Annotated in this window: 15 protein-coding genes and 4 tRNA genes; all 19 read left to right on the forward strand. The window is 53.0% G+C overall.

Translation table 11 applies throughout. The features are described from left to right. The first annotated feature begins 370 nt into the window (after positions 1 to 370). Entirely contained in the window at positions 371 to 1,318 is a 948-nt protein-coding gene (gene birA, locus TU86_RS00005; protein ID WP_048362300.1) for a bifunctional biotin--[acetyl-CoA-carboxylase] ligase/biotin operon repressor BirA, read from the forward strand. After that, positions 1,308 to 2,051 (forward strand): pantothenate kinase, encoded by a 744-nt coding sequence (locus TU86_RS00010; RefSeq protein ID WP_048362301.1) that lies wholly within the window; start codon positions 1,308 to 1,310, stop codon positions 2,049 to 2,051. The genes birA and TU86_RS00010 overlap by 11 nt, the downstream gene beginning before the upstream one ends. 7 nt (positions 2,052 to 2,058) lie before the next feature. Beyond that, complete coding sequence (locus tag TU86_RS00015) at positions 2,059 to 2,526, forward strand: hypothetical protein (protein WP_048362302.1); 468 nt, start codon at positions 2,059 to 2,061, stop codon at positions 2,524 to 2,526. A 110-nt stretch (positions 2,527 to 2,636) separates the two neighbouring features. Then, a tRNA-Tyr gene (locus TU86_RS00020) sits at positions 2,637 to 2,721 on the forward strand. A 24-nt stretch (positions 2,722 to 2,745) separates the two neighbouring features. Continuing rightward, positions 2,746 to 2,819: transfer RNA gene (locus TU86_RS00025), tRNA-Gly, on the forward strand. Between the two features lie 26 nt (positions 2,820 to 2,845). Then, positions 2,846 to 2,921, forward strand: a tRNA-Thr gene (locus TU86_RS00030). Positions 2,922 to 3,166: 245 nt separating this feature from the next. After that, positions 3,167 to 3,242: transfer RNA gene (locus TU86_RS00035), tRNA-Trp, on the forward strand. A gap of 45 nt (positions 3,243 to 3,287) precedes the next feature. Continuing rightward, positions 3,288 to 3,656 (forward strand): preprotein translocase subunit SecE, encoded by a 369-nt coding sequence (gene secE, locus TU86_RS00040; RefSeq protein WP_048362303.1) that lies wholly within the window; start codon positions 3,288 to 3,290, stop codon positions 3,654 to 3,656. Positions 3,657 to 3,665: 9 nt separating this feature from the next. Beyond that, positions 3,666 to 4,199, forward strand: coding sequence for a transcription termination/antitermination protein NusG (nusG, locus tag TU86_RS00045; protein WP_048362304.1), 534 nt, complete (start codon positions 3,666 to 3,668; stop codon positions 4,197 to 4,199). 120 nt (positions 4,200 to 4,319) lie between these two features. Continuing rightward, positions 4,320 to 4,751 (forward strand): 50S ribosomal protein L11, encoded by a 432-nt coding sequence (rplK, locus tag TU86_RS00050; RefSeq protein ID WP_048362305.1) that lies wholly within the window; start codon positions 4,320 to 4,322, stop codon positions 4,749 to 4,751. After that, positions 4,751 to 5,446 (forward strand): 50S ribosomal protein L1, encoded by a 696-nt coding sequence (gene rplA / locus TU86_RS00055; RefSeq protein WP_048362306.1) that lies wholly within the window; start codon positions 4,751 to 4,753, stop codon positions 5,444 to 5,446. Before rplK ends, rplA begins: the two co-directional genes overlap by 1 nt. 197 nt (positions 5,447 to 5,643) lie before the next feature. Next, positions 5,644 to 6,144, forward strand: a complete 501-nt coding sequence (gene rplJ, locus TU86_RS00060; RefSeq protein WP_048362307.1) for a 50S ribosomal protein L10 — start codon at positions 5,644 to 5,646, stop codon at positions 6,142 to 6,144. A gap of 78 nt (positions 6,145 to 6,222) precedes the next feature. Beyond that, positions 6,223 to 6,588, forward strand: coding sequence for a 50S ribosomal protein L7/L12 (gene rplL / locus TU86_RS00065; RefSeq protein ID WP_019409897.1), 366 nt, complete (start codon positions 6,223 to 6,225; stop codon positions 6,586 to 6,588). Between the two features lie 219 nt (positions 6,589 to 6,807). Further along, entirely contained in the window at positions 6,808 to 10,881 is a 4,074-nt protein-coding gene (rpoB, locus tag TU86_RS00070) for a DNA-directed RNA polymerase subunit beta (RefSeq protein WP_048362308.1), read from the forward strand. 64 nt (positions 10,882 to 10,945) lie between these two features. After that, complete coding sequence (rpoC, locus tag TU86_RS00075) at positions 10,946 to 15,145, forward strand: DNA-directed RNA polymerase subunit beta' (protein ID WP_048362309.1); 4,200 nt, start codon at positions 10,946 to 10,948, stop codon at positions 15,143 to 15,145. A gap of 215 nt (positions 15,146 to 15,360) precedes the next feature. Continuing rightward, positions 15,361 to 15,732: a 30S ribosomal protein S12 gene (gene rpsL / locus TU86_RS00080; protein WP_002555494.1), complete on the forward strand. Its 372-nt coding sequence runs from the start codon at positions 15,361 to 15,363 to the stop codon at positions 15,730 to 15,732. A 123-nt stretch (positions 15,733 to 15,855) separates the two neighbouring features. Beyond that, positions 15,856 to 16,326 (forward strand): 30S ribosomal protein S7, encoded by a 471-nt coding sequence (gene rpsG, locus TU86_RS00085; RefSeq protein WP_019824369.1) that lies wholly within the window; start codon positions 15,856 to 15,858, stop codon positions 16,324 to 16,326. Between the two features lie 30 nt (positions 16,327 to 16,356). Further along, positions 16,357 to 18,462 carry an elongation factor G gene (gene fusA, locus TU86_RS00090; protein ID WP_048362310.1) on the forward strand — a complete coding sequence of 702 codons (2,106 nt, stop codon included), beginning with the start codon at positions 16,357 to 16,359 and terminating at the stop codon, positions 18,460 to 18,462. A 35-nt stretch (positions 18,463 to 18,497) separates the two neighbouring features. Continuing rightward, on the forward strand, positions 18,498 to 19,691 hold the full coding sequence (gene tuf, locus TU86_RS00095; protein WP_048362311.1) for an elongation factor Tu: 1,194 nt from the start codon (positions 18,498 to 18,500) through the stop codon (positions 19,689 to 19,691). The last annotated feature ends 37 nt before the right edge of the window (positions 19,692 to 19,728 follow it).

Below are 19,728 nucleotides of genomic sequence, written 5' to 3' on the forward strand. Positions count from 1 at the left end.
AGTGAAACGATGCATCGCCGATGGTAGTGTGGGGTTTCCCCATGTGAGAGTAGGTCATCGTCAAGATTAAATTCCAGAATCCCTGTCTGCTTACGCAGATGGGGATTTTGTTTGTGCGCTCGAAAAATATTCTTGCTCCAAACAGCTGAATATTTACGTTGTCATCGGCGTATATGGAGGCACCAGGGGCTCCCACTTTATGTAACTAATTCATAGGCACCGATGCCGCAACAGTCTCCTAATTTCAAGCGTTGGCTACGTCGATATCGGTCAAGCGCCACCTAATGTTGGAAAGTGTAATCCAGCGCTTTTCTATGCACTGACGCTGTCCGTCGTTATCATGCATACCTGATTGCGAGGCGATACGTGCATGCTGACGTTGTTGAAGCTCCTTAAAGATGGTCGTTTTCATTCTGGACAAGCTCTAGGTGCCGCGCTAGGTATTAGCCGCAGTGCCGTATGGAAGCAGCTCCAGAAGTTAGAGGTCGAATTGAACCTGCCTATTCATAAAGTTCGTGGTCGTGGCTATCAATTGGCTGCGCCGCTTGAGCTTATAGATCAAGGGACATTGGCGGATTCTCACTATCCTATATCGCTATATGAGTCACTGGACTCCACCAACGCAGAGGCATTGCGTGGGGTTTCTGCGGGGAGGGTGGCGCCCTTTGCTGTCGTGGCTGAGCAACAAAGTGCAGGTCGTGGGCGACGCGGTCGCAAGTGGGTTAGTCCTTTTGCCCAAAATATTTACTACAGCTTGGTGCTTAGGATGGACGGAGGCATGCATCAGCTGGAAGGGTTGAGTTTAGTTGTAGGCCTGGCTGTAATGAGTGTTTTGCGCAGCTATGACTGTTTAAGTGTGGGGCTTAAGTGGCCAAACGATTTGTTGGTTGGTAATAAAAAGATCGCGGGTATTCTGTTGGAGTTGGTGGGTGATCCAGCAGATGTCTGTCATGTGGTCATCGGTATTGGTATCAACGTTAATATGAAGGCGACAAACGACGTTGACCAAGCGTGGACATCAATGCGATTGGAGACGGGTAAGGAGGTGAATCGTAATCTTGTTATTTTGACGCTGAGTGAGACCTTGCAGATGTATCTTGAGCGTCACGCTGAGCTAGGTTTTTCTGCAGTTCAGGCTGAGTGGGAGTCAAATCATCTGTGGGCTGGCCGTGAGGTTTCACTAATTGCCGGTGTGAACCAGGTAAATGGAACTGTCATCGGTATAGATCCGCAGGGCGCATTGCGCTTGAGGGTGGAAGGTCAGGAGAAAGTGTTCAGTGGCGGTGAGCTGAGCTTGAGGCTGCGCAATGATTCTTGAAATGGATTGTGGCAATAGTTTTATCAAGTGGCGGGTCCTGGATCGCGAGGCAGTATTAGGTTCGGGTATAGCTGACTCAGCAACTGAATTGATAGCCGTCGTGTCAGATAACCATGATTTAAAGATTACTCATTGCCGTATGGTTAGCGTGCGCAGTGATGAGGAGACTGCGTGTTTGGTTGCTGTGCTGAGAGCTGAATTTTCTGTTGCTGTGATGTGTGCAAGCCCTGTCCGAGCCGTGGCAGGTGTCACGAATGGTTATGAGGACTTTGAGCGTCTAGGGCTAGATCGCTGGTTGGCAGTAGTGGGCGCGTTTGAGCTGTCCAAAGGTGCGTGTTTGATTTTGGACCTAGGTACGGCAGTGACCGCAGATTTTGTTGCGGCAAATGGGCAGCATCTGGGTGGGTTCATTTGCCCTGGTCTCCCGCTTATGCGAGATCAGCTGCGTACGCATACGCGACGGATAAAATATGACGATCATTCTGCTGAGCAGGCTTTGCTGAGCAGCACTCCAGGTCGTACCACTGTTGAGGCGGTTGAGAGGGGCTGCTTACTGATGCTTCGCGGATTTGTCCAGACTCAACTCCAACTGGCCCATGAGTATTGGGGGGAGGAATTCGAGGTATTCCTTACTGGTGGGGATGCGGATTTGGTGATGTCTGCACTACCCCAGGCGCGCCTGGTAAAAGATCTTGTTTTTGTCGGCTTGGCTACAGCTTGTCCCTTGTCTTGAGGTTTCTATGCGTTGGCTGTTCCTACTACTGGTGGTGCTCAATATTTTCTACTATGTGTGGCGTCAGCAAGAGGCGCCTCCTAGGGTTAAGGAGGTCGCCTCCCTGGCGTTGTACAAAGGCAGCAAACAAGATATTCAATTGCTTAAGGAGGTCCGACCGATAGCGCCAGGAGGGGAGGTCGTTGCGCCGCTAAGCACGTGCTTCCACCTGACTCTTCCAATCGATGGAGCTTCGCTGAGTGTCATACGCCAGAGGCTCGCAGATACAGATGTTGCAAGCGAATTAACCGTTGATGGAGATGCGGGCGCGCCAAACTATCTGTTCAAGATCGGTGAGCAGAACGATGAAAAAAAGCCTGAAGTTCTTTTGCAGAATCTTGCTAATGAATTCAATGACTTCAAATACGAAAAAAAGGACTGCGGGGGGTTGCAGCTGCCTGATAGTTTGCATAGAATGGCGCCCGCTCCACAGTGAACACCTAAAAGGGTATTTGATGTGAAGTATGTAAGTCGCCTAAGTTGATGATTTAGTTAATAAAGGCGGTTGACATAAGGTTGAAATGCTGTAGAATTTCGACCAGCTCAGGAGGGGTTCCCGAGCGGCCAAAGGGATCAGACTGTAAATCTGACGTCTACGACTTCGAAGGTTCGAATCCTTCCCCCTCCACCATATTTATATCGGTCAGCATGTTTTGCGGGTGTAGTTTAGTGGTAGAACCTCAGCCTTCCAAGCTGATGATGCGGGTTCGATTCCCGCCACCCGCTCCATAACGTGCTGGTTTAGAGAAGGTTTTGCTCTTGTAGCTCAGTTGGTAGAGCACACCCTTGGTAAGGGTGAGGTCAGCGGTTCAAATCCGCTCAAGAGCTCCATATAACAAGGCAGATATGAAAATATCTGCCTTTGTTTTAGCGGGCTGAATAGCTTGCCTGGAGTGTTTGCTGGTGGGCTGTTGGTTGGGTCTGCTGCTCTGGTTGGTGATTGCTTTTGTGGGTGGCACGCATTCTGCTGCTGGCAAGGTTTTCAGGTTGTCTTATGATCTGATTGCAAAAGTATTCGCATTGTTTGTTGAAAAGTCTCTCTCGGGTCGGCATAATCGGCGGCTCGATAATGTTTTAGGTCAGTAGCTCAATTGGCAGAGCGACGGTCTCCAAAACCGTAGGTTGGGGGTTCGATTCCCTCCTGACCTGCCAGATTCTTACAATGCATCTGGCTTTCTTTTCACAGGATCCTCTTTGATGACTCCCAAGGCTGAAGTTCAAGGCTCTCGCTTCGATCTCCTCAAGTGGCTAGTAGTGGTTGCGCTTGTGGTGGTTGGCGTTGTTGGGAATCAGTATTATTCTGGTTCGCCGATCCTGTATCGCGTCATCGCACTTCTTGTGATTGCTGCTGTTGCTGCCTATGTGGGTTTGCAGACTGCAAAAGGCAAGTCGTTTGCTGTCCTGGTAAAGGAAGCTCGTGCTGAAATTCGTAAAGTCGTATGGCCAACTCGCCAAGAAACTACGCAGACTACGTTGATCGTGGTGGCTGTTGTTCTTGTTATGGCGTTGCTGTTGTGGGGTTTGGATTCCCTGCTCGGCTGGCTCGTTTCCTTGATTGTTGGCTAAGGGTGTCCCGTGGCTAAGCGTTGGTACGTAGTGCATGCTTATTCGGGTTACGAAAAGCATGTTATGCGCTCTTTGATTGAGCGTATTAAGCTGGCAGGCATGGAAGAAGGCTTCGGCGAAATTCTGGTTCCCACTGAAGAAGTGGTTGAAATGCGTAATGGCCAGAAACGCAAAAGTGAGCGCAAGTTCTTCCCTGGTTATGTGTTGGTCCAAATGGACATGAACGAAGGTACTTGGCACTTGGTCAAGGATACACCTCGTGTCATGGGCTTTATTGGCGGCACCGCTGACAAGCCAGCACCGATCACAGACAAAGAAGCAGAAGCGATTCTGCGACGTGTTGCTGATGGCAGTGATAAGCCTAAGCCGAAAACACTGTTCGAGCCGGGTGAGGTTGTTCGTGTGACCGACGGCCCGTTTGCTGATTTCAATGGCACGGTAGAAGAAGTTAACTACGAAAAGAGTCGCATCCAAGTGGCTGTGCTCATTTTCGGTCGTTCCACTCCGGTGGAGCTAGAGTTTAGCCAGGTCGAAAAGGTCTAGCTGAATACGCATCCCAACCCCATGGCTTAGGCTGTGGGGTTTTGTCGTCACTGGGATAAACACGCAAGTAACCGGGGAGCCTTTTAATTTAGGCGTCTGAACCCGTAATTGGAGTGCCTCATGGCCAAGAAAATTACCGCTTACATCAAGCTGCAAGTGAAGGCCGCTCAGGCTAACCCAAGCCCACCTGTTGGTCCGGCTCTGGGTCAGCACGGTGTGAACATCATGGAATTCTGCAAGGCTTTCAACGCCCGTACTCAGGGTATTGAGCCAGGCCTGCCGACTCCAGTGATCATCACTGTATACAGCGACCGTAGCTTCACATTCGAAACTAAGTCGACTCCTGCTTCGGTTCTGCTGAAGAAAGCGGCTGGTTTGACTAGCGGTTCCGCTCGTCCAAACACCGTTAAGGTTGGCACTGTTACCCGTGCTCAGCTGGAAGAAATCGCGAAAACCAAAAACGCGGATCTGACTGCAGCTGATCTGGATGCAGCCGTGCGTACCATCGCCGGCTCTGCTCGTAGCATGGGCCTTAACGTGGAGGGTGTGTAATGGCTAAGCTGACTAAGCGTCAAAAGGCAATCGCCGGTAAAATCGAAGCTGGCAAGTCCTACAACTTTGTAGACGCTGCCGCTCTTCTGGCTGAGCTGTCGACTGTTAAGTTCAGCGAGTCTTTTGACATCGCTGTTAACTTGGGCGTAGACCCACGTAAATCTGACCAGGTTGTTCGTAGCGCAACTGTGCTGCCACACGGCACTGGCAAGACTGTACGTGTAGCTGTGTTCACACAGGGTCCAGCTGCTGAAGCTGCTCTGGCGGCCGGCGCTGATCGCGTTGGTATGGACGATCTGGCTGCTGAAATGAAAGGCGGCGACCTGAACTATGACGTAGTAATTGCATCCCCGGACGCAATGCGTGTTGTAGGTCAGTTGGGTCAAATCCTGGGCCCACGTGGTCTGATGCCTAACCCTAAGGTTGGTACTGTAACTCCAGACGTTGCTACCGCGGTTAAAAACGCGAAAGCTGGTCAGGTTCGTTATCGTACCGACAAAAACGGTATCATCCACACTTCCGTTGGCAAGGTCGGCTTTGATGCTGTCCAGCTGAAGGAAAACGTTGAAGCCCTGATCGCTGATTTGAAGCGTATCAAGCCTGCTTCCTCGAAAGGTATTTACGTTAAGCGCGTTACCCTGAGCACCACTATGGGCCCAGGCTTGGTCATCGACCAAGGTTCTCTGGACGCGTAAGACAACGTTGGCGCAGTTAAATGTGCCAATTGAAAGATTGGGGTCCCTGCCTGGCGGGGGCTATCCAAGACCGTAGGCGGTGAAAGCCTTAAACCTCAAGCCTACGCAGATGGTGCTCCCGGTTCCTTACCGAATCAGACACCAAAACGACATTCAGCCTCGGCTGAATGAAACGGTAACAAGCAGGAGTTAAACCCGTGGCAATTAAACTCGAAGACAAGAAGGCCATCGTCGCTGAAGTCAACGAGGCTGCCAAAGTTGCCCTGTCTGCTGTTGTGGCTGATGCCCGCGGTGTGACAGTAAGCGCTATGACCGGACTCCGTAAAGAGGCTCGTGAAGCAGGCGTTTACGTACGCGTTGTACGTAACACTCTGCTCAAGCGCGCAGTTGCTGACACTGACTACAGTGTTCTCAACGACGTGTTCACTGGCCCGACCTTGATTGCATTCTCCAACGAACATCCTGGCGCTGCTGCCCGTTTGTTCAAAGAGTTCGCTAAAGGTCAGGATAAGTTCGAGATTAAGGCAGCTGCGTTCGAGGGCAAGTTCCTCGCAGCTAACCAAATCGACGTACTGGCAACACTGCCGACCCGTAACGAAGCTATTTCGCAGCTGATGAGCGTGATTCAAGGCGCTACCAGCAAGCTGGCTCGTACTCTGGCTGCAGTTCGCGAGCAAAAAGAAGCTGCTGCAGCCTAAGGCTGAGCATTTTCTCTCGCGTATTTTTGTTTATTTCGATGGCCGCGTAGGCCGTCCCCCAATTCAGGAAATACAGCAATGTCTATCTCCCAAGACGATATCCTCAACGCCGTAGCTGAAATGTCGGTTCTGCAGGTTGTTGAGCTGATCAAAGCTTTCGAAGAAAAATTCGGCGTTTCGGCTGCCGCTGCTTCTGCTGGTCCAGCTGCTGCTGCCGCTGTTGTTGAAGAGCAAACTGAATTCAACGTCATGCTGCTGGAAGCTGGCGAGAAGAAAGTTAACGTGATCAAGGCTGTTCGTGAACTGACTGGTCTGGGCTTGAAAGAAGCCAAGGCAGTAGTTGACGGCGCTCCAGCTATGGTATTGGAAGCTGTTGCTAAAGACGCAGCTGACAAAGCCAAGGCTACCTTGGAAGAAGCAGGCGCTAAAGTCGAGCTGAAATAAGCATCGACCTTGCGTATCCAGCCCAGGCGTTAAGCTGAGGCTGATGGCTGGTGGCTCATGCCACCGGCCTTTTTCCGTTATTGGCTGCCGACTGGGTCGGCGTCTCTAACGTGCTGTAACCACCCTGTGCGGTGGAGCAAACCAAGGGGTTTGCACGATTTTCTGGCTGCTCCCGTCGGGAGAGGCCAAACAAGCAGGTGACCAAGCTGGGGAACGCTGATGGCTTACTCATATACTGAGAAAAAACGTATCCGCAAGGACTTTAGCAAGTTGCCGGACGTCATGGATGTGCCGTATCTCTTGGCAATCCAGCTGGATTCGTATCGTGAATTCTTGCAGGCGGGAGCGACTAAAGATCAGTTCCGCGACGTGGGCCTGCATGCGGCCTTCAAATCCGTTTTCCCGATCATCAGCTACTCCGGCAATGCTGCGCTGGAGTATGTCGGTTATCGCTTGGGCGAACCGGCGTTTGATGTCAAAGAATGCGTGTTGCGCGGTGTAACGTACGCCGTACCTTTGCGGGTAAAAGTTCGCTTGATTATTTTCGACAAAGAATCGTCGAATAAAGCAATCAAGGACATCAAAGAGCAAGAAGTCTACATGGGTGAAATCCCCCTGATGACTGAAAACGGTACCTTTGTAATCAACGGTACTGAGCGTGTAATTGTTTCCCAACTGCACCGTTCCCCGGGCGTGTTCTTTGACCACGACCGCGGCAAGACGCACAGCTCCGGTAAACTGCTTTATTCCGCTCGCATCATCCCGTACCGCGGTTCTTGGTTGGATTTCGAGTTCGACCCTAAAGACTGCGTGTTCGTGCGTATTGACCGTCGTCGCAAGCTGCCTGCATCGGTATTGCTGCGCGCGCTGGGCTACACCACTGAGCAAGTGCTGGACGCGTTTTACACCACCAACGTTTTCCACGTTCAAGGTGAAAGCATCAGCCTGGAGCTGGTTCCTCAGCGCCTGCGCGGTGAAATTGCGGCCATCGATATTACCGATGACAAAGGCAAGGTGATTGTTGAGCAGGGTCGTCGTATTACTGCTCGTCACATCAACCAGCTGGAAAAAGCCGGTATCAAAGAGCTCGTTATGCCTCTGGACTACGTCCTGGGTCGCACAACGGCCAAGGCTATCGTGCATCCGGCAACTGGCGAAATCATTGCTGAGTGCAACACCGAACTGACCACTGAGATTCTGGCTAAAATTGCCAAGAGCCAGGTTGTTCGTATTGAAACGTTGTACACCAACGATATCGACTGCGGTCCATTCGTCTCCGACACTCTGAAGATCGACTCCACCAGCAACCAATTGGAAGCCCTGGTCGAGATCTATCGCATGATGCGTCCCGGCGAGCCGCCAACCAAAGACGCTGCCGAAACCTTGTTCAACAACCTGTTCTTCAGCCCTGAGCGTTATGACCTGTCTGCGGTCGGCCGGATGAAGTTCAACCGTCGTATCGGTCGTACCGAAATCGAAGGTTCGGGCGTGTTGTGCAAAGAAGATATCGTCGCGGTACTGAAGACTTTGGTCGACATCCGTAACGGTAAAGGCATCGTCGATGACATCGACCACCTGGGTAACCGTCGTGTTCGCTGTGTAGGCGAAATGGCAGAAAACCAGTTCCGCGTTGGCTTGGTACGTGTTGAGCGTGCGGTCAAAGAGCGTCTGTCGATGGCTGAAAGCGAAGGCCTGATGCCGCAAGACCTGATCAACGCGAAGCCAGTCGCTGCCGCGGTGAAAGAGTTCTTCGGTTCCAGCCAGCTTTCCCAGTTCATGGACCAGAACAACCCGCTGTCCGAGATCACCCACAAGCGCCGTGTTTCTGCACTGGGCCCGGGCGGTTTGACGCGTGAGCGTGCCGGCTTTGAAGTTCGTGACGTACACCCGACTCACTACGGTCGTGTTTGCCCTATTGAGACTCCGGAAGGTCCGAACATTGGTCTGATCAACTCCTTGGCTGCCTATGCGCGCACCAACCAGTACGGCTTCCTTGAGAGCCCGTACCGCGTGGTGAAAGACGCTCTGGTGACCGACGAGATCGTTTTCCTGTCCGCCATCGAAGAAGCTGATCACGTGATCGCTCAGGCTTCGGCCACGATGAACGACAAGAAAGTGCTGGTCGACGAATTGGTAGCTGTCCGCCACTTGAACGAATTCACCGTTAAGGCGCCGGAAGACGTCACCTTGATGGACGTATCGCCCAAGCAGGTAGTGTCGGTTGCAGCGTCGCTGATCCCGTTCCTGGAGCACGATGACGCCAACCGTGCGTTGATGGGTTCCAACATGCAGCGTCAAGCTGTACCGACCCTGCGCGCTGACAAGCCGCTGGTAGGTACCGGCATGGAGCGTAACGTAGCTCGTGACTCCGGCGTTTGCGTCGTGGCTCGTCGTGGCGGCGTAATCGACTCTGTTGATGCAAGCCGTATCGTGGTTCGTGTTGCGGATGACGAAGTTGAGACTGGCGAAGCCGGTGTCGACATCTACAACCTGACCAAATACACCCGATCCAACCAGAACACGTGCATCAACCAGCGTCCGCTGGTTCGTAAGGGTGATCGTGTTCAGCGTAGCGACATTATGGCTGACGGCCCGTCCACCGATATGGGTGAACTGGCATTGGGTCAGAACATGCGCATCGCGTTCATGGCCTGGAACGGTTACAACTTCGAAGACTCCATCTGCTTGTCGGAACGAGTTGTTCAAGAAGATCGCTTTACCACGATCCACATCCAGGAACTGACCTGTGTGGCGCGTGATACCAAGCTTGGGCCTGAAGAGATCACTGCGGACATCCCTAACGTGGGTGAAGCTGCACTGAACAAACTGGACGAAGCCGGTATTGTTTACGTAGGTGCTGAAGTTGGCGCTGGCGACATTCTGGTGGGTAAGGTCACTCCGAAAGGCGAGACCCAGCTGACACCTGAAGAGAAGCTGTTGCGTGCCATCTTCGGTGAAAAAGCCAGCGACGTTAAAGACACTTCCCTGCGTGTACCTACCGGTACCAAAGGTACGGTAATTGACGTTCAGGTTTTCACTCGTGACGGCGTTGAGCGTGATGCTCGTGCCCTGTCGATCGAGAAAACCCAGCTGGACGAGATCCGCAAGGATTTGAACGAAGAGTTCCGTATCGTTGAAGGCGCCACTTTCGAACGTCTGCGCTCTGCACTGGTTGGCCGTATCGCCGAAGGTGGAGCTGGTCTGAAGAAAGGTCAGGAAATCACCCATGAAATCCTGGACGGTCTTGAGCATGGTCAGTGGTTCAAACTGCGCATGGCTGAAGATGCTCTGAACGAGCAGCTTGAAAAGGCTCAGGCTTACATCATCGATCGCCGTCGTCTGCTGGACGACAAGTTCGAAGACAAGAAGCGCAAACTGCAGCAAGGCGATGACCTGGCTCCAGGCGTGCTGAAAATCGTCAAGGTTTACCTGGCAATCCGTCGTCGCATCCAGCCGGGTGACAAGATGGCTGGTCGTCACGGTAACAAAGGTGTGGTCTCCGTGATCATGCCGGTTGAAGACATGCCGTACGATGCCAATGGCACCCCGGTCGATGTTGTTCTCAACCCGTTGGGCGTACCTTCGCGTATGAACGTTGGTCAGATTCTCGAAACTCACCTGGGCCTCGCTGCCAAAGGTTTGGGCGAGAAGATCAACCTCATGATTGAAGAGCAACGCAAGGTCGCTGACCTGCGTAAGTTCTTGCATGAGATCTACAACGAAATTGGCGGTCGTCAAGAAAGCCTGGATGACTTCTCCGATCAGGAAATCCTGGATCTGGCGAAGAACCTTCGTGGCGGTGTGCCGATGGCCACCCCGGTGTTTGACGGTGCAAAAGAAAGCGAAATCAAGGCAATGCTACGTCTGGCAGACTTGCCAGACAGCGGCCAGATGGTGCTGACAGATGGTCGTACCGGCAACAAGTTCGAGCGTCCGGTTACCGTTGGCTACATGTACATGCTGAAGCTGAACCACTTGGTGGACGACAAGATGCACGCTCGTTCTACCGGTTCTTACAGCCTGGTTACCCAGCAGCCGCTGGGTGGTAAGGCACAGTTCGGTGGTCAGCGTTTCGGGGAGATGGAGGTCTGGGCGCTGGAAGCCTACGGCGCGGCATACACTCTGCAAGAAATGCTCACAGTGAAGTCGGACGATGTGAACGGTCGTACCAAGATGTACAAAAACATCGTGGACGGCGATCACCGTATGGAGCCGGGCATGCCCGAGTCCTTCAACGTGTTGATCAAAGAAATTCGTTCCCTCGGCATCGATATCGATCTGGAAACCGAATAACACGTGACGCGAATCGAGAGCGGGGCTGTGATGCCCGCTCTCTGCTCCGCCAGGAGGAAAGGCCTTGAAAGACCTACTGAATTTGCTGAAAAACCAGGGTCAAGTCGAAGAGTTCGACGCCATCCGTATTGGATTGGCATCGCCTGAGATGATCCGTTCGTGGTCGTTCGGTGAAGTTAAAAAGCCGGAAACCATTAACTACCGTACGTTCAAACCTGAACGTGACGGCCTGTTCTGCGCCAAAATCTTTGGCCCGGTCAAGGATTACGAGTGCCTGTGCGGTAAGTACAAGCGCTTGAAGCACCGCGGTGTGATCTGTGAGAAGTGTGGCGTTGAAGTAGCACTGGCCAAGGTCCGTCGCGAGCGCATGGCTCACATCGAGCTGGCTTCGCCAGTGGCTCACATCTGGTTCCTGAAATCGCTGCCGTCCCGTATCGGCTTGCTGATGGACATGACCCTGCGTGATATCGAACGCGTTCTCTACTTCGAGAGCTATGTCGTTATCGATCCGGGCATGACCACTCTGGAAAAAGGTCAGCTGCTGAACGATGAGCAGTATTTTGAAGCGCTGGAAGAGTTCGGCGACGACTTCGATGCCCGCATGGGTGCTGAAGCTGTTCGTGAACTGCTGCACGCTATCGACCTAGAGCACGAGATTGGCCGTCTGCGCGAAGAAATTCCGCAAACCAACTCCGAAACCAAAATCAAGAAGCTGTCCAAGCGCCTGAAGTTGATGGAAGCCTTCCTGGGTTCCGGCAACCTTCCTGAGTGGATGGTGTTGACCGTTCTGCCGGTTCTGCCGCCAGATCTGCGTCCTTTGGTGCCGCTGGATGGTGGTCGTTTCGCGACTTCCGACCTCAACGATCTGTATCGTCGAGTGATCAACCGTAACAACCGCTTGAAGCGCCTGCTTGATCTGTCCGCTCCGGACATCATCGTGCGTAACGAAAAGCGTATGTTGCAAGAAGCGGTCGACGCCTTGCTCGACAACGGCCGTCGTGGTCGCGCTATTACTGGTTCGAACAAGCGTCCTCTGAAATCCTTGGCTGACATGATCAAGGGTAAGCAAGGTCGTTTCCGTCAGAACTTGCTCGGTAAGCGTGTTGACTACTCGGGTCGTTCGGTAATTACCGTAGGTCCGACCCTGCGTCTGCACCAGTGCGGTCTGCCTAAGAAGATGGCTCTGGAGCTGTTCAAGCCGTTCATCTTCGGCAAGCTGGAAATGCGTGGTCTGGCGACTACCATCAAAGCAGCCAAGAAGATGGTTGAGCGCGAGCTGCCAGAGGTTTGGGACGTTCTCGCTGAGGTTATTCGCGAACACCCGGTACTTCTCAACCGTGCACCGACCCTTCACCGTCTGGGTATCCAGGCGTTTGAACCGGTACTGATCGAAGGTAAGGCTATCCAGCTGCACCCGCTGGTCTGTGCTGCGTACAACGCCGACTTCGACGGCGACCAAATGGCCGTGCACGTACCGCTGACACTGGAAGCCCAGCTGGAAGCGCGTGCGTTGATGATGTCGACCAACAACATTCTGTCGCCAGCCAACGGTGAGCCAATCATCGTTCCGTCGCAGGACGTTGTATTGGGTCTGTACTACATGACGCGTGAAGCGATCAACGCTAAAGGCGAAGGTCGTGTGTTCGCTGACTTGCAAGAAGTTGACCGTGTATTCCGTGCTGGCGAAGCCGCATTGCATGCCAAGGTTAAAGTTCGCATCAGCGAAACCGTCAATGACCGCGATGGCGGCAGCGTGAGCAACACCCGTATCGTCGACACCACTGTCGGCCGTGCGCTGTTGTTCCAGGTTGTGCCAAAAGGTCTGTCGTACGACGTCGTCAACTTGCCGATGAAGAAAAAAGCGATCTCCAAACTGATCAACCAGTGCTACCGCGTGGTTGGTTTGAAAGAGACTGTGATCTTCGCCGACCAGTTGATGTACACAGGTTTTGCTTACTCGACCATTTCTGGCGTTTCCATCGGTGTTAACGACTTCGTTATCCCGGATGAAAAAGCGCGCATCATCGCGGCTGCAACCGATGAAGTGAAAGAAATCGAAAGTCAGTACGCCTCCGGCCTGGTAACCCAGGGCGAGAAGTACAACAAAGTAATCGACCTTTGGTCGAAAGCGAACGACGAAGTCTCCAAGGCAATGATGTCCAACCTCTCGAAAGAGAAGGTTATCGATCGTCACGGCGTTGAAGTTGAGCAAGAGTCGTTCAACTCGATGTACATGATGGCCGACTCCGGTGCTCGAGGTTCTGCTGCGCAGATCCGTCAGCTGGCCGGTATGCGTGGTCTGATGGCCAAGCCGGACGGCTCCATCATCGAAACGCCAATTACTGCGAACTTCCGTGAAGGTTTGAGCGTACTTCAGTACTTCATCTCCACTCACGGTGCTCGTAAGGGTCTTGCGGATACGGCCTTGAAAACGGCTAACTCCGGTTACCTGACGCGTCGTCTGGTAGACGTAGCTCAAGACTTGGTTGTGACTGAGGTTGACTGCGGTACCGAACACGGTCTGCTGATGACTCCGCACATCGAAGGCGGCGACGTTGTGGAGCCGTTGGGTGAGCGCGTTCTGGGTCGAGTTATCGCCCGTGACGTATTCAAGCCGGGCACCGAAGAAGTTATCGTTCCTGCGGGCACTCTGGTAGACGAGAAGTGGGTTGAGTTCATCGAGCTGAACAGCATCGATGAAGTGATCGTGCGCTCGCCAATCAGCTGTGAAACGCGCTTCGGTATCTGTGCCAAGTGCTACGGCCGTGACTTGGCTCGTGGTCACCAGGTGAACATCGGTGAAGCTGTCGGCGTAATCGCTGCTCAGTCGATCGGTGAGCCGGGTACACAGCTGACAATGCGTACGTTCCACATCGGTGGTGCGGCAAGCCGGACCTCTGCTGCTGACAGCGTCCAGGTCAAAAATGGCGGTACTGTCCGTCTGCATAACCTGAAGCATGTTGAGCGAGTAGACGGTTGCCTGGTTGCTGTGTCCCGTTCCGGTGAGCTGGCCATCGCTGATGACTTCGGTCGTGAGCGTGAGCGTTACAAGCTGCCGTACGGTGCCGTAATTTCGGTTAAAGAAGGTGACAAGGTTGACGCTGGCTCTATCGTAGCCAAGTGGGATCCGCACACTCACCCAATCGTTACCGAAATGAAAGGTACTGTGACCTACGTAGGCATGGAAGAAGGCATCACGATCAAGCGTCAGACTGACGAATTGACCGGTATGACCAACATCGAAGTGCTTGATGCCAAAGACCGTCCAGCTGCCGGCAAAGACATTCGTCCAGCCGTCAAGATGGTGGGTGTCGATGGTAAAGATCTGCTGTTGCCAGGTACTGACGTGCCGGCTCAGTACTTCTTGCCAGCCAACGCCTTGGTCGGTGTAGCGGATGGTGCGGAAATCGCGATCGGTGATGTTATCGCTCGTATTCCGCAAGAAACTTCGAAAACTCGAGACATCACCGGTGGTCTGCCACGCGTTGCTGACTTGTTCGAAGCGCGTCGTCCGAAAGAAGCCTCTATTTTGGCTGAAGTCAGCGGTACCATCGCGTTCGGTAAAGAAACCAAAGGCAAGCGCCGTCTGGTTATTACCCCGAACGACGGTACTGATCCGTACGAAGAGCTGATTCCGAAGTGGCGTCACCTGAACGTCTTCGAAGGCGAGCAAGTGAACCGCGGCGAAGTTATCTCCGACGGTCCTAGCGATCCACATGACATCCTGCGTCTGCTGGGTGTGAGTGCGTTGGCCAAGTACATCGTTAACGAGATCCAGGACGTTTACCGTCTGCAAGGCGTAAAAATCAACGATAAGCACATCGAGACCATTCTGCGTCAGATGCTGCGTAAAGTTGAGATTGCCGAGTCGGGTGATTCCACCTTCATCAAGGGCGACCAGATGGAGTTGACTCAGGTGTTGACCGAGAACGAGCGTTTGGGTGGCGAAGACAAATTCGTATCCAAGTTCACTCGCGTTCTGCTGGGTATCACCAAGGCATCGTTGTCGACTGAGTCGTTCATCTCTGCAGCCTCTTTCCAAGAGACCACACGAGTACTGACCGAAGCAGCGGTAACCGGCAAGCGCGATTATCTGCGTGGCCTGAAAGAAAACGTTGTCGTGGGTCGATTGATCCCGGCAGGTACCGGTTTGGCATACCACAGCGAGCGTAAGCGTCGTCGTGAAGCTGACAAACCGTTGCGCGTAAGCGCCAGTGAAGTGGAAGCTGCACTGACCGAAGCGCTGAACTCGAGCGGTAACTGAGTTCTGCGGTAAATGAAGGTAGGCCCCGGCTCTTCCGTTCATCGAATCGAGGTCATTAACCTCGGTTTGATGTGGCGTAAGGTCGGGGCCTTGCCTTGACTGGGGACAAGATCCTCTTTAGACTCTTGTACCCCTAAATTTGGCGGGAATTCGTTCCTGCCATTTTGCTTTTCTTGCAAGACAATAGCGTCGCAAGACAACAGTGGAGCTAGTAGATGGCAACTATCAACCAGCTGGTACGTCAGCCGCGTAAGCGTATCGTCGAGAAATCCGACGTGCCTGCGCTGCAAAACTGCCCGCAACGTCGTGGCGTATGCACCCGTGTGTATACAACTACGCCGAAAAAACCTAACTCGGCACTGCGTAAAGTATGCCGTGTGCGCCTGACCAACGGTTTCGAGGTTTCCTCGTACATCGGTGGTGAAGGTCACAACCTGCAAGAGCACAGCGTGGTACTGATTCGTGGCGGTCGTGTAAAAGACTTGCCAGGTGTTCGTTATCACACCGTTCGCGGCTCTTTGGATACTTCCGGCGTTAAAGGTCGTAACCAAGGTCGTTCGAAGTACGGTACCAAGAAGCCGAAGTAGTATTCGGTTGCTGGTAAATAATGCAGATTTCTTTTTTTCTGAGTCGATAAGAGTAAGGTCGGGCGTGCATCCACTGGGTGTAATGGTTCCGAGCTAACCTGAAGACCGTTTGAGGGCTTATCCATGCCAAGAAGACGCGTAGCAGCCAAGCGCGATGTGCTTGACGATCCAAAATACGGAAGCCAAATCCTGGCCAAGTTCATGAACCACGTGATGGAAAGCGGCAAAAAAGCCGTTGCCGAGCGTATCGTTTATGGCGCGCTGGAAAAGGTTAAAGAACGCAAGAACAGCGATCCCCTGGAAATCTTCGAGAAAGCTCTCGACGCCATCGCTCCGCTGGTCGAAGTGAAGTCGCGCCGTGTAGGCGGTGCTACTTACCAGGTTCCGGTCGAAGTTCGCCCGTCCCGTCGTAACGCCCTGGCAATGCGCTGGTTGGTAGACTTCGCCCGCAAGCGCGGCGAGAAGTCTATGGCTCTGCGCTTGGCTGGCGAACTGTTGGATGCTGCCGAAGGCAAGGGCGCAGCAGTTAAGAAGCGTGAAGACGTGCACCGTATGGCTGAAGCTAACAAGGCTTTCTCGCACTACCGCTTCTAATTTCAGCGCTACTCATTTTGCGAGGGCTTTATGGCTCGTACTACTCCGATTAATCGCTACCGTAACATCGGTATCGTTGCTCACGTGGATGCTGGTAAAACCACCACCACCGAGCGCGTCCTTTTTTACACTGGCAAAAGTCACAAAATGGGCGAGGTGCATGATGGCGCCGCGACCACAGACTGGATGGTTCAGGAGCAGGAGCGTGGTATTACCATTACTTCTGCTGCTATTACCGCCTTCTGGAAAGGTTCTGCCAAGCAGTACAAGGACGAGCACCGCTTCAACGTAATCGATACTCCGGGTCACGTAGACTTCACTATTGAAGTTGAGCGTTCCCTGCGTGTACTCGATGGTGCAGTTGTTGTTTTCTGCGGCACGTCGGGTGTTGAGCCTCAGTCGGAAACCGTATGGCGTCAAGCCAACAAATACGGTGTTCCACGTCTTGTTTACGTAAACAAGATGGACCGTGCAGGTGCAAACTTCCTGCGTGTGATCGAGCAGATCAAAAAGCGTCTGGGTCACACTCCGGTGCCTATCCAGCTCGCTATCGGTTCTGAAGACAACTTCCAGGGTCAGATTGATCTGATCAACATGGAAGCTGTGTACTGGAACGATGCTGACAAAGGTATGGTTCCTGTTCGTAAGCCTATCCCTGCTGAACTGCAGGAACTGGCTGACGAATGGCGCGACAACATGGTCCAGGCTGCTGCCGAAGCCAATGAAGAGCTGATGAACAAGTACCTCGAAGGTGAAGAATTCACCATCGAAGAAATCAAGGCGGCTCTGCGTCAGCGTACTATCGCTGGTGAGATCGTCTTGGCTGTTTGCGGTTCTTCCTTCAAGAACAAGGGTGTTCCCCTGGTTCTCGACGCCGTTATCGACTTCTTGCCTGCGCCAACCGATATTCCTGCCATCAAGGGTACTGACCCGGATGACGAGACTATCGAGCTGGAGCGTCATGCAGACGACAACGAGCCGTTCTCGGCATTGGCGTTCAAGATCGCGACTGACCCATTCGTGGGTACTTTGACCTTTGTTCGAGTTTACTCGGGCGTGTTGAACTCCGGTGACGGCGTAATCAACTCGGTTAAAGGCAAGAAAGAGCGTGTGGGTCGTATGGTGCAAATGCACGCAAACGCCCGTGAAGAAATCAAGGAAGTACGCGCTGGTGACATCGCGGCCTTGATCGGCATGAAGGACGTCACCACGGGTGAGACTTTGTGCAACGCTGACAAGCCAATCATTCTGGTTCGTATGGACTTCCCGGAGCCGGTTATTTCGGTTGCCGTTGAGCCGAAGACCAAGGATGACCAGGAAAAAATGGGTGTCGCTCTGGGCAAGCTTGCTCAGGAAGATCCATCTTTCCGCGTAAAAACTGATGAAGAAACTGGTCAAACGATCATTTCTGGCATGGGCGAGCTGCACTTGGACATCCTGGTTGACCGGATGCGCCGTGAGTTCAACGTCGAAGCTAACATCGGTAAGCCTCAGGTTTCGTATCGTGAGCGCATCACGAAGAGCTGTGAGATCGAAGGCAAGTTCGTTCGCCAGTCCGGCGGTCGTGGCCAGTTTGGTCACTGCTGGATCCGTTTTGCTCCTGCTGACGAAGGTCAGGAAGGTCTGCAATTCGTGAACGAAGTGGTAGGTGGTGTGGTTCCTAAGGAATACATCCCGGCTATCCAGAAGGGTATCGAAGAGCAGATGAAGAACGGTGTTGTTGCCGGTTATCCGCTGATCGGCCTGAAGGCTACCGTGTTTGATGGTTCTTACCACGACGTCGACTCCAACGAGATGGCGTTTAAGGTGGCTGCTTCCATGGCTACCAAGCAATTGGCCTCCAAAGGTGGCGGTGAGTTGCTTGAGCCGATCATGGCGGTAGAGGTTGTTACACCTGAAGACTATATGGGTGACGTGATGGGCGACTTGAATCGTCGTCGCGGCATGATCCAGGGTATGGAAGATACGGTCTCCGGCAAAGTAATTCGTGCTGAAGTGCCGTTGGGTGAAATGTTCGGTTATGCGACCGACGTTCGTTCCATGTCTCAGGGTCGCGCAAGCTACTCTATGGAATTCAAAAAATACGATACAGCGCCGTCGCACATCGTCGAAGCTGTTACTAAAAAACAAGGCTGATTTAGTTCAGTCCTTTAGGCAAGGAGTTAATTGTCGTGGCTAAAGAAAAATTTGATCGTTCCCTACCGCACGTCAACGTTGGCACTATTGGTCACGTTGACCATGGTAAAACCACGCTGACTGCAGCTCTGACTCGTGTTTGCTCCGAAGTTTTCGGTTCTGCAATCGTTGACTTCGATAAAATCGACAGCGCGCCAGAAGAAAAAGCTCGTGGTATCACCATCAACACTGCGCACGTTGAATACAACTCGCTGATCCGTCACTACGCTCACGTTGACTGCCCAGGTCACGCTGACTATGTGAAGAACATGATCACCGGTGCTGCACAGATGGACGGCGCTATCCTGGTTTGTTCGGCCGCTGATGGTCCGATGCCACAAACCCGTGAGCACATCCTGCTGTCCCGTCAGGTTGGCGTTCCGTACATCGTGGTTTTCCTGAACAAGGCTGACCTGGTAGACGACGCTGAGCTGCTGGAACTGGTTGAGATGGAAGTTCGTGACCTGCTGTCGACTTACGACTTCCCGGGCGACGATACTCCGATCATCATCGGTTCTGCTCGTATGGCGCTGGAAGGCAAAGACGACAACGAAATGGGCACCACTGCCGTTCGTAAACTGGTAGAGGTTCTGGATTCTTACATTCCAGATCCAGTTCGCGTTATCGACAAGCCGTTCCTGATGCCAATCGAGGACGTATTCTCGATCTCTGGTCGCGGTACTGTTGTGACTGGTCGTATCGAGCGCGGTATCGTTCGCGTTCAAGATCCGCTGGAAATCGTTGGTCTGCGTGACACGACTGTTACCACTTGCACCGGCGTTGAAATGTTCCGCAAGCTGCTTGACGAAGGTCGTGCAGGCGAGAACTGCGGCGTTCTGTTGCGTGGCACCAAGCGTGACGACGTTGAGCGTGGCCAGGTTCTGGTTAAGCCAGGTTCGGTTAAGCCGCACACCAAGTTCGAAGCAGAAGTTTATGTTTTGAGCAAGGAAGAAGGCGGTCGTCACACTCCGTTCTTCAAAGGCTACCGTCCTCAGTTCTACTTCCGTACAACTGACGTAACTGGTAACTGCGAACTGCCGGAAGGCGTTGAGATGGTAATGCCAGGCGACAACATCAAAATGGTTGTCACCCTGATCAAAACTATCGCAATGGAAGACGGTCTGCGTTTCGCAATCCGTGAAGGCGGTCGTACTGTAGGCGCTGGCGTTGTAGCCAAAATCATCGAGTAATCGATGATCGCTTAAAAAGGCCCCCGCTCAGCGGGGG

It is taken from the genome of Pseudomonas weihenstephanensis (genome assembly GCF_001043055.1).
Lineage (GTDB): Bacteria > Pseudomonadota > Gammaproteobacteria > Pseudomonadales > Pseudomonadaceae > Aquipseudomonas > Aquipseudomonas weihenstephanensis.

Excerpts from the sequence above, each read along its gene's own strand:
- birA (WP_048362300.1), top strand. The coding sequence starts at position 371 with ATGCTGACGTTGTTGAAGCTCCTTAAAGATGGTCGTTTTCATTCTGGA.
- TU86_RS00010 (WP_048362301.1), top strand. The coding sequence starts at position 1,308 with ATGATTCTTGAAATGGATTGTGGCAATAGTTTTATCAAGTGGCGGGTC.
- TU86_RS00015 (WP_048362302.1), top strand. The coding sequence starts at position 2,059 with ATGCGTTGGCTGTTCCTACTACTGGTGGTGCTCAATATTTTCTACTAT.
- secE (WP_048362303.1), top strand. The coding sequence starts at position 3,288 with ATGACTCCCAAGGCTGAAGTTCAAGGCTCTCGCTTCGATCTCCTCAAG.
- rplK (WP_048362305.1), top strand. The coding sequence starts at position 4,320 with ATGGCCAAGAAAATTACCGCTTACATCAAGCTGCAAGTGAAGGCCGCT.
- rplA (WP_048362306.1), top strand. The coding sequence starts at position 4,751 with ATGGCTAAGCTGACTAAGCGTCAAAAGGCAATCGCCGGTAAAATCGAA.
- rplL (WP_019409897.1), top strand. The coding sequence starts at position 6,223 with ATGTCTATCTCCCAAGACGATATCCTCAACGCCGTAGCTGAAATGTCG.
- rpoB (WP_048362308.1), top strand. The coding sequence starts at position 6,808 with ATGGCTTACTCATATACTGAGAAAAAACGTATCCGCAAGGACTTTAGC.
- rpsL (WP_002555494.1), top strand. The coding sequence starts at position 15,361 with ATGGCAACTATCAACCAGCTGGTACGTCAGCCGCGTAAGCGTATCGTC.
- rpsG (WP_019824369.1), top strand. The coding sequence starts at position 15,856 with ATGCCAAGAAGACGCGTAGCAGCCAAGCGCGATGTGCTTGACGATCCA.
- fusA (WP_048362310.1), top strand. The coding sequence starts at position 16,357 with ATGGCTCGTACTACTCCGATTAATCGCTACCGTAACATCGGTATCGTT.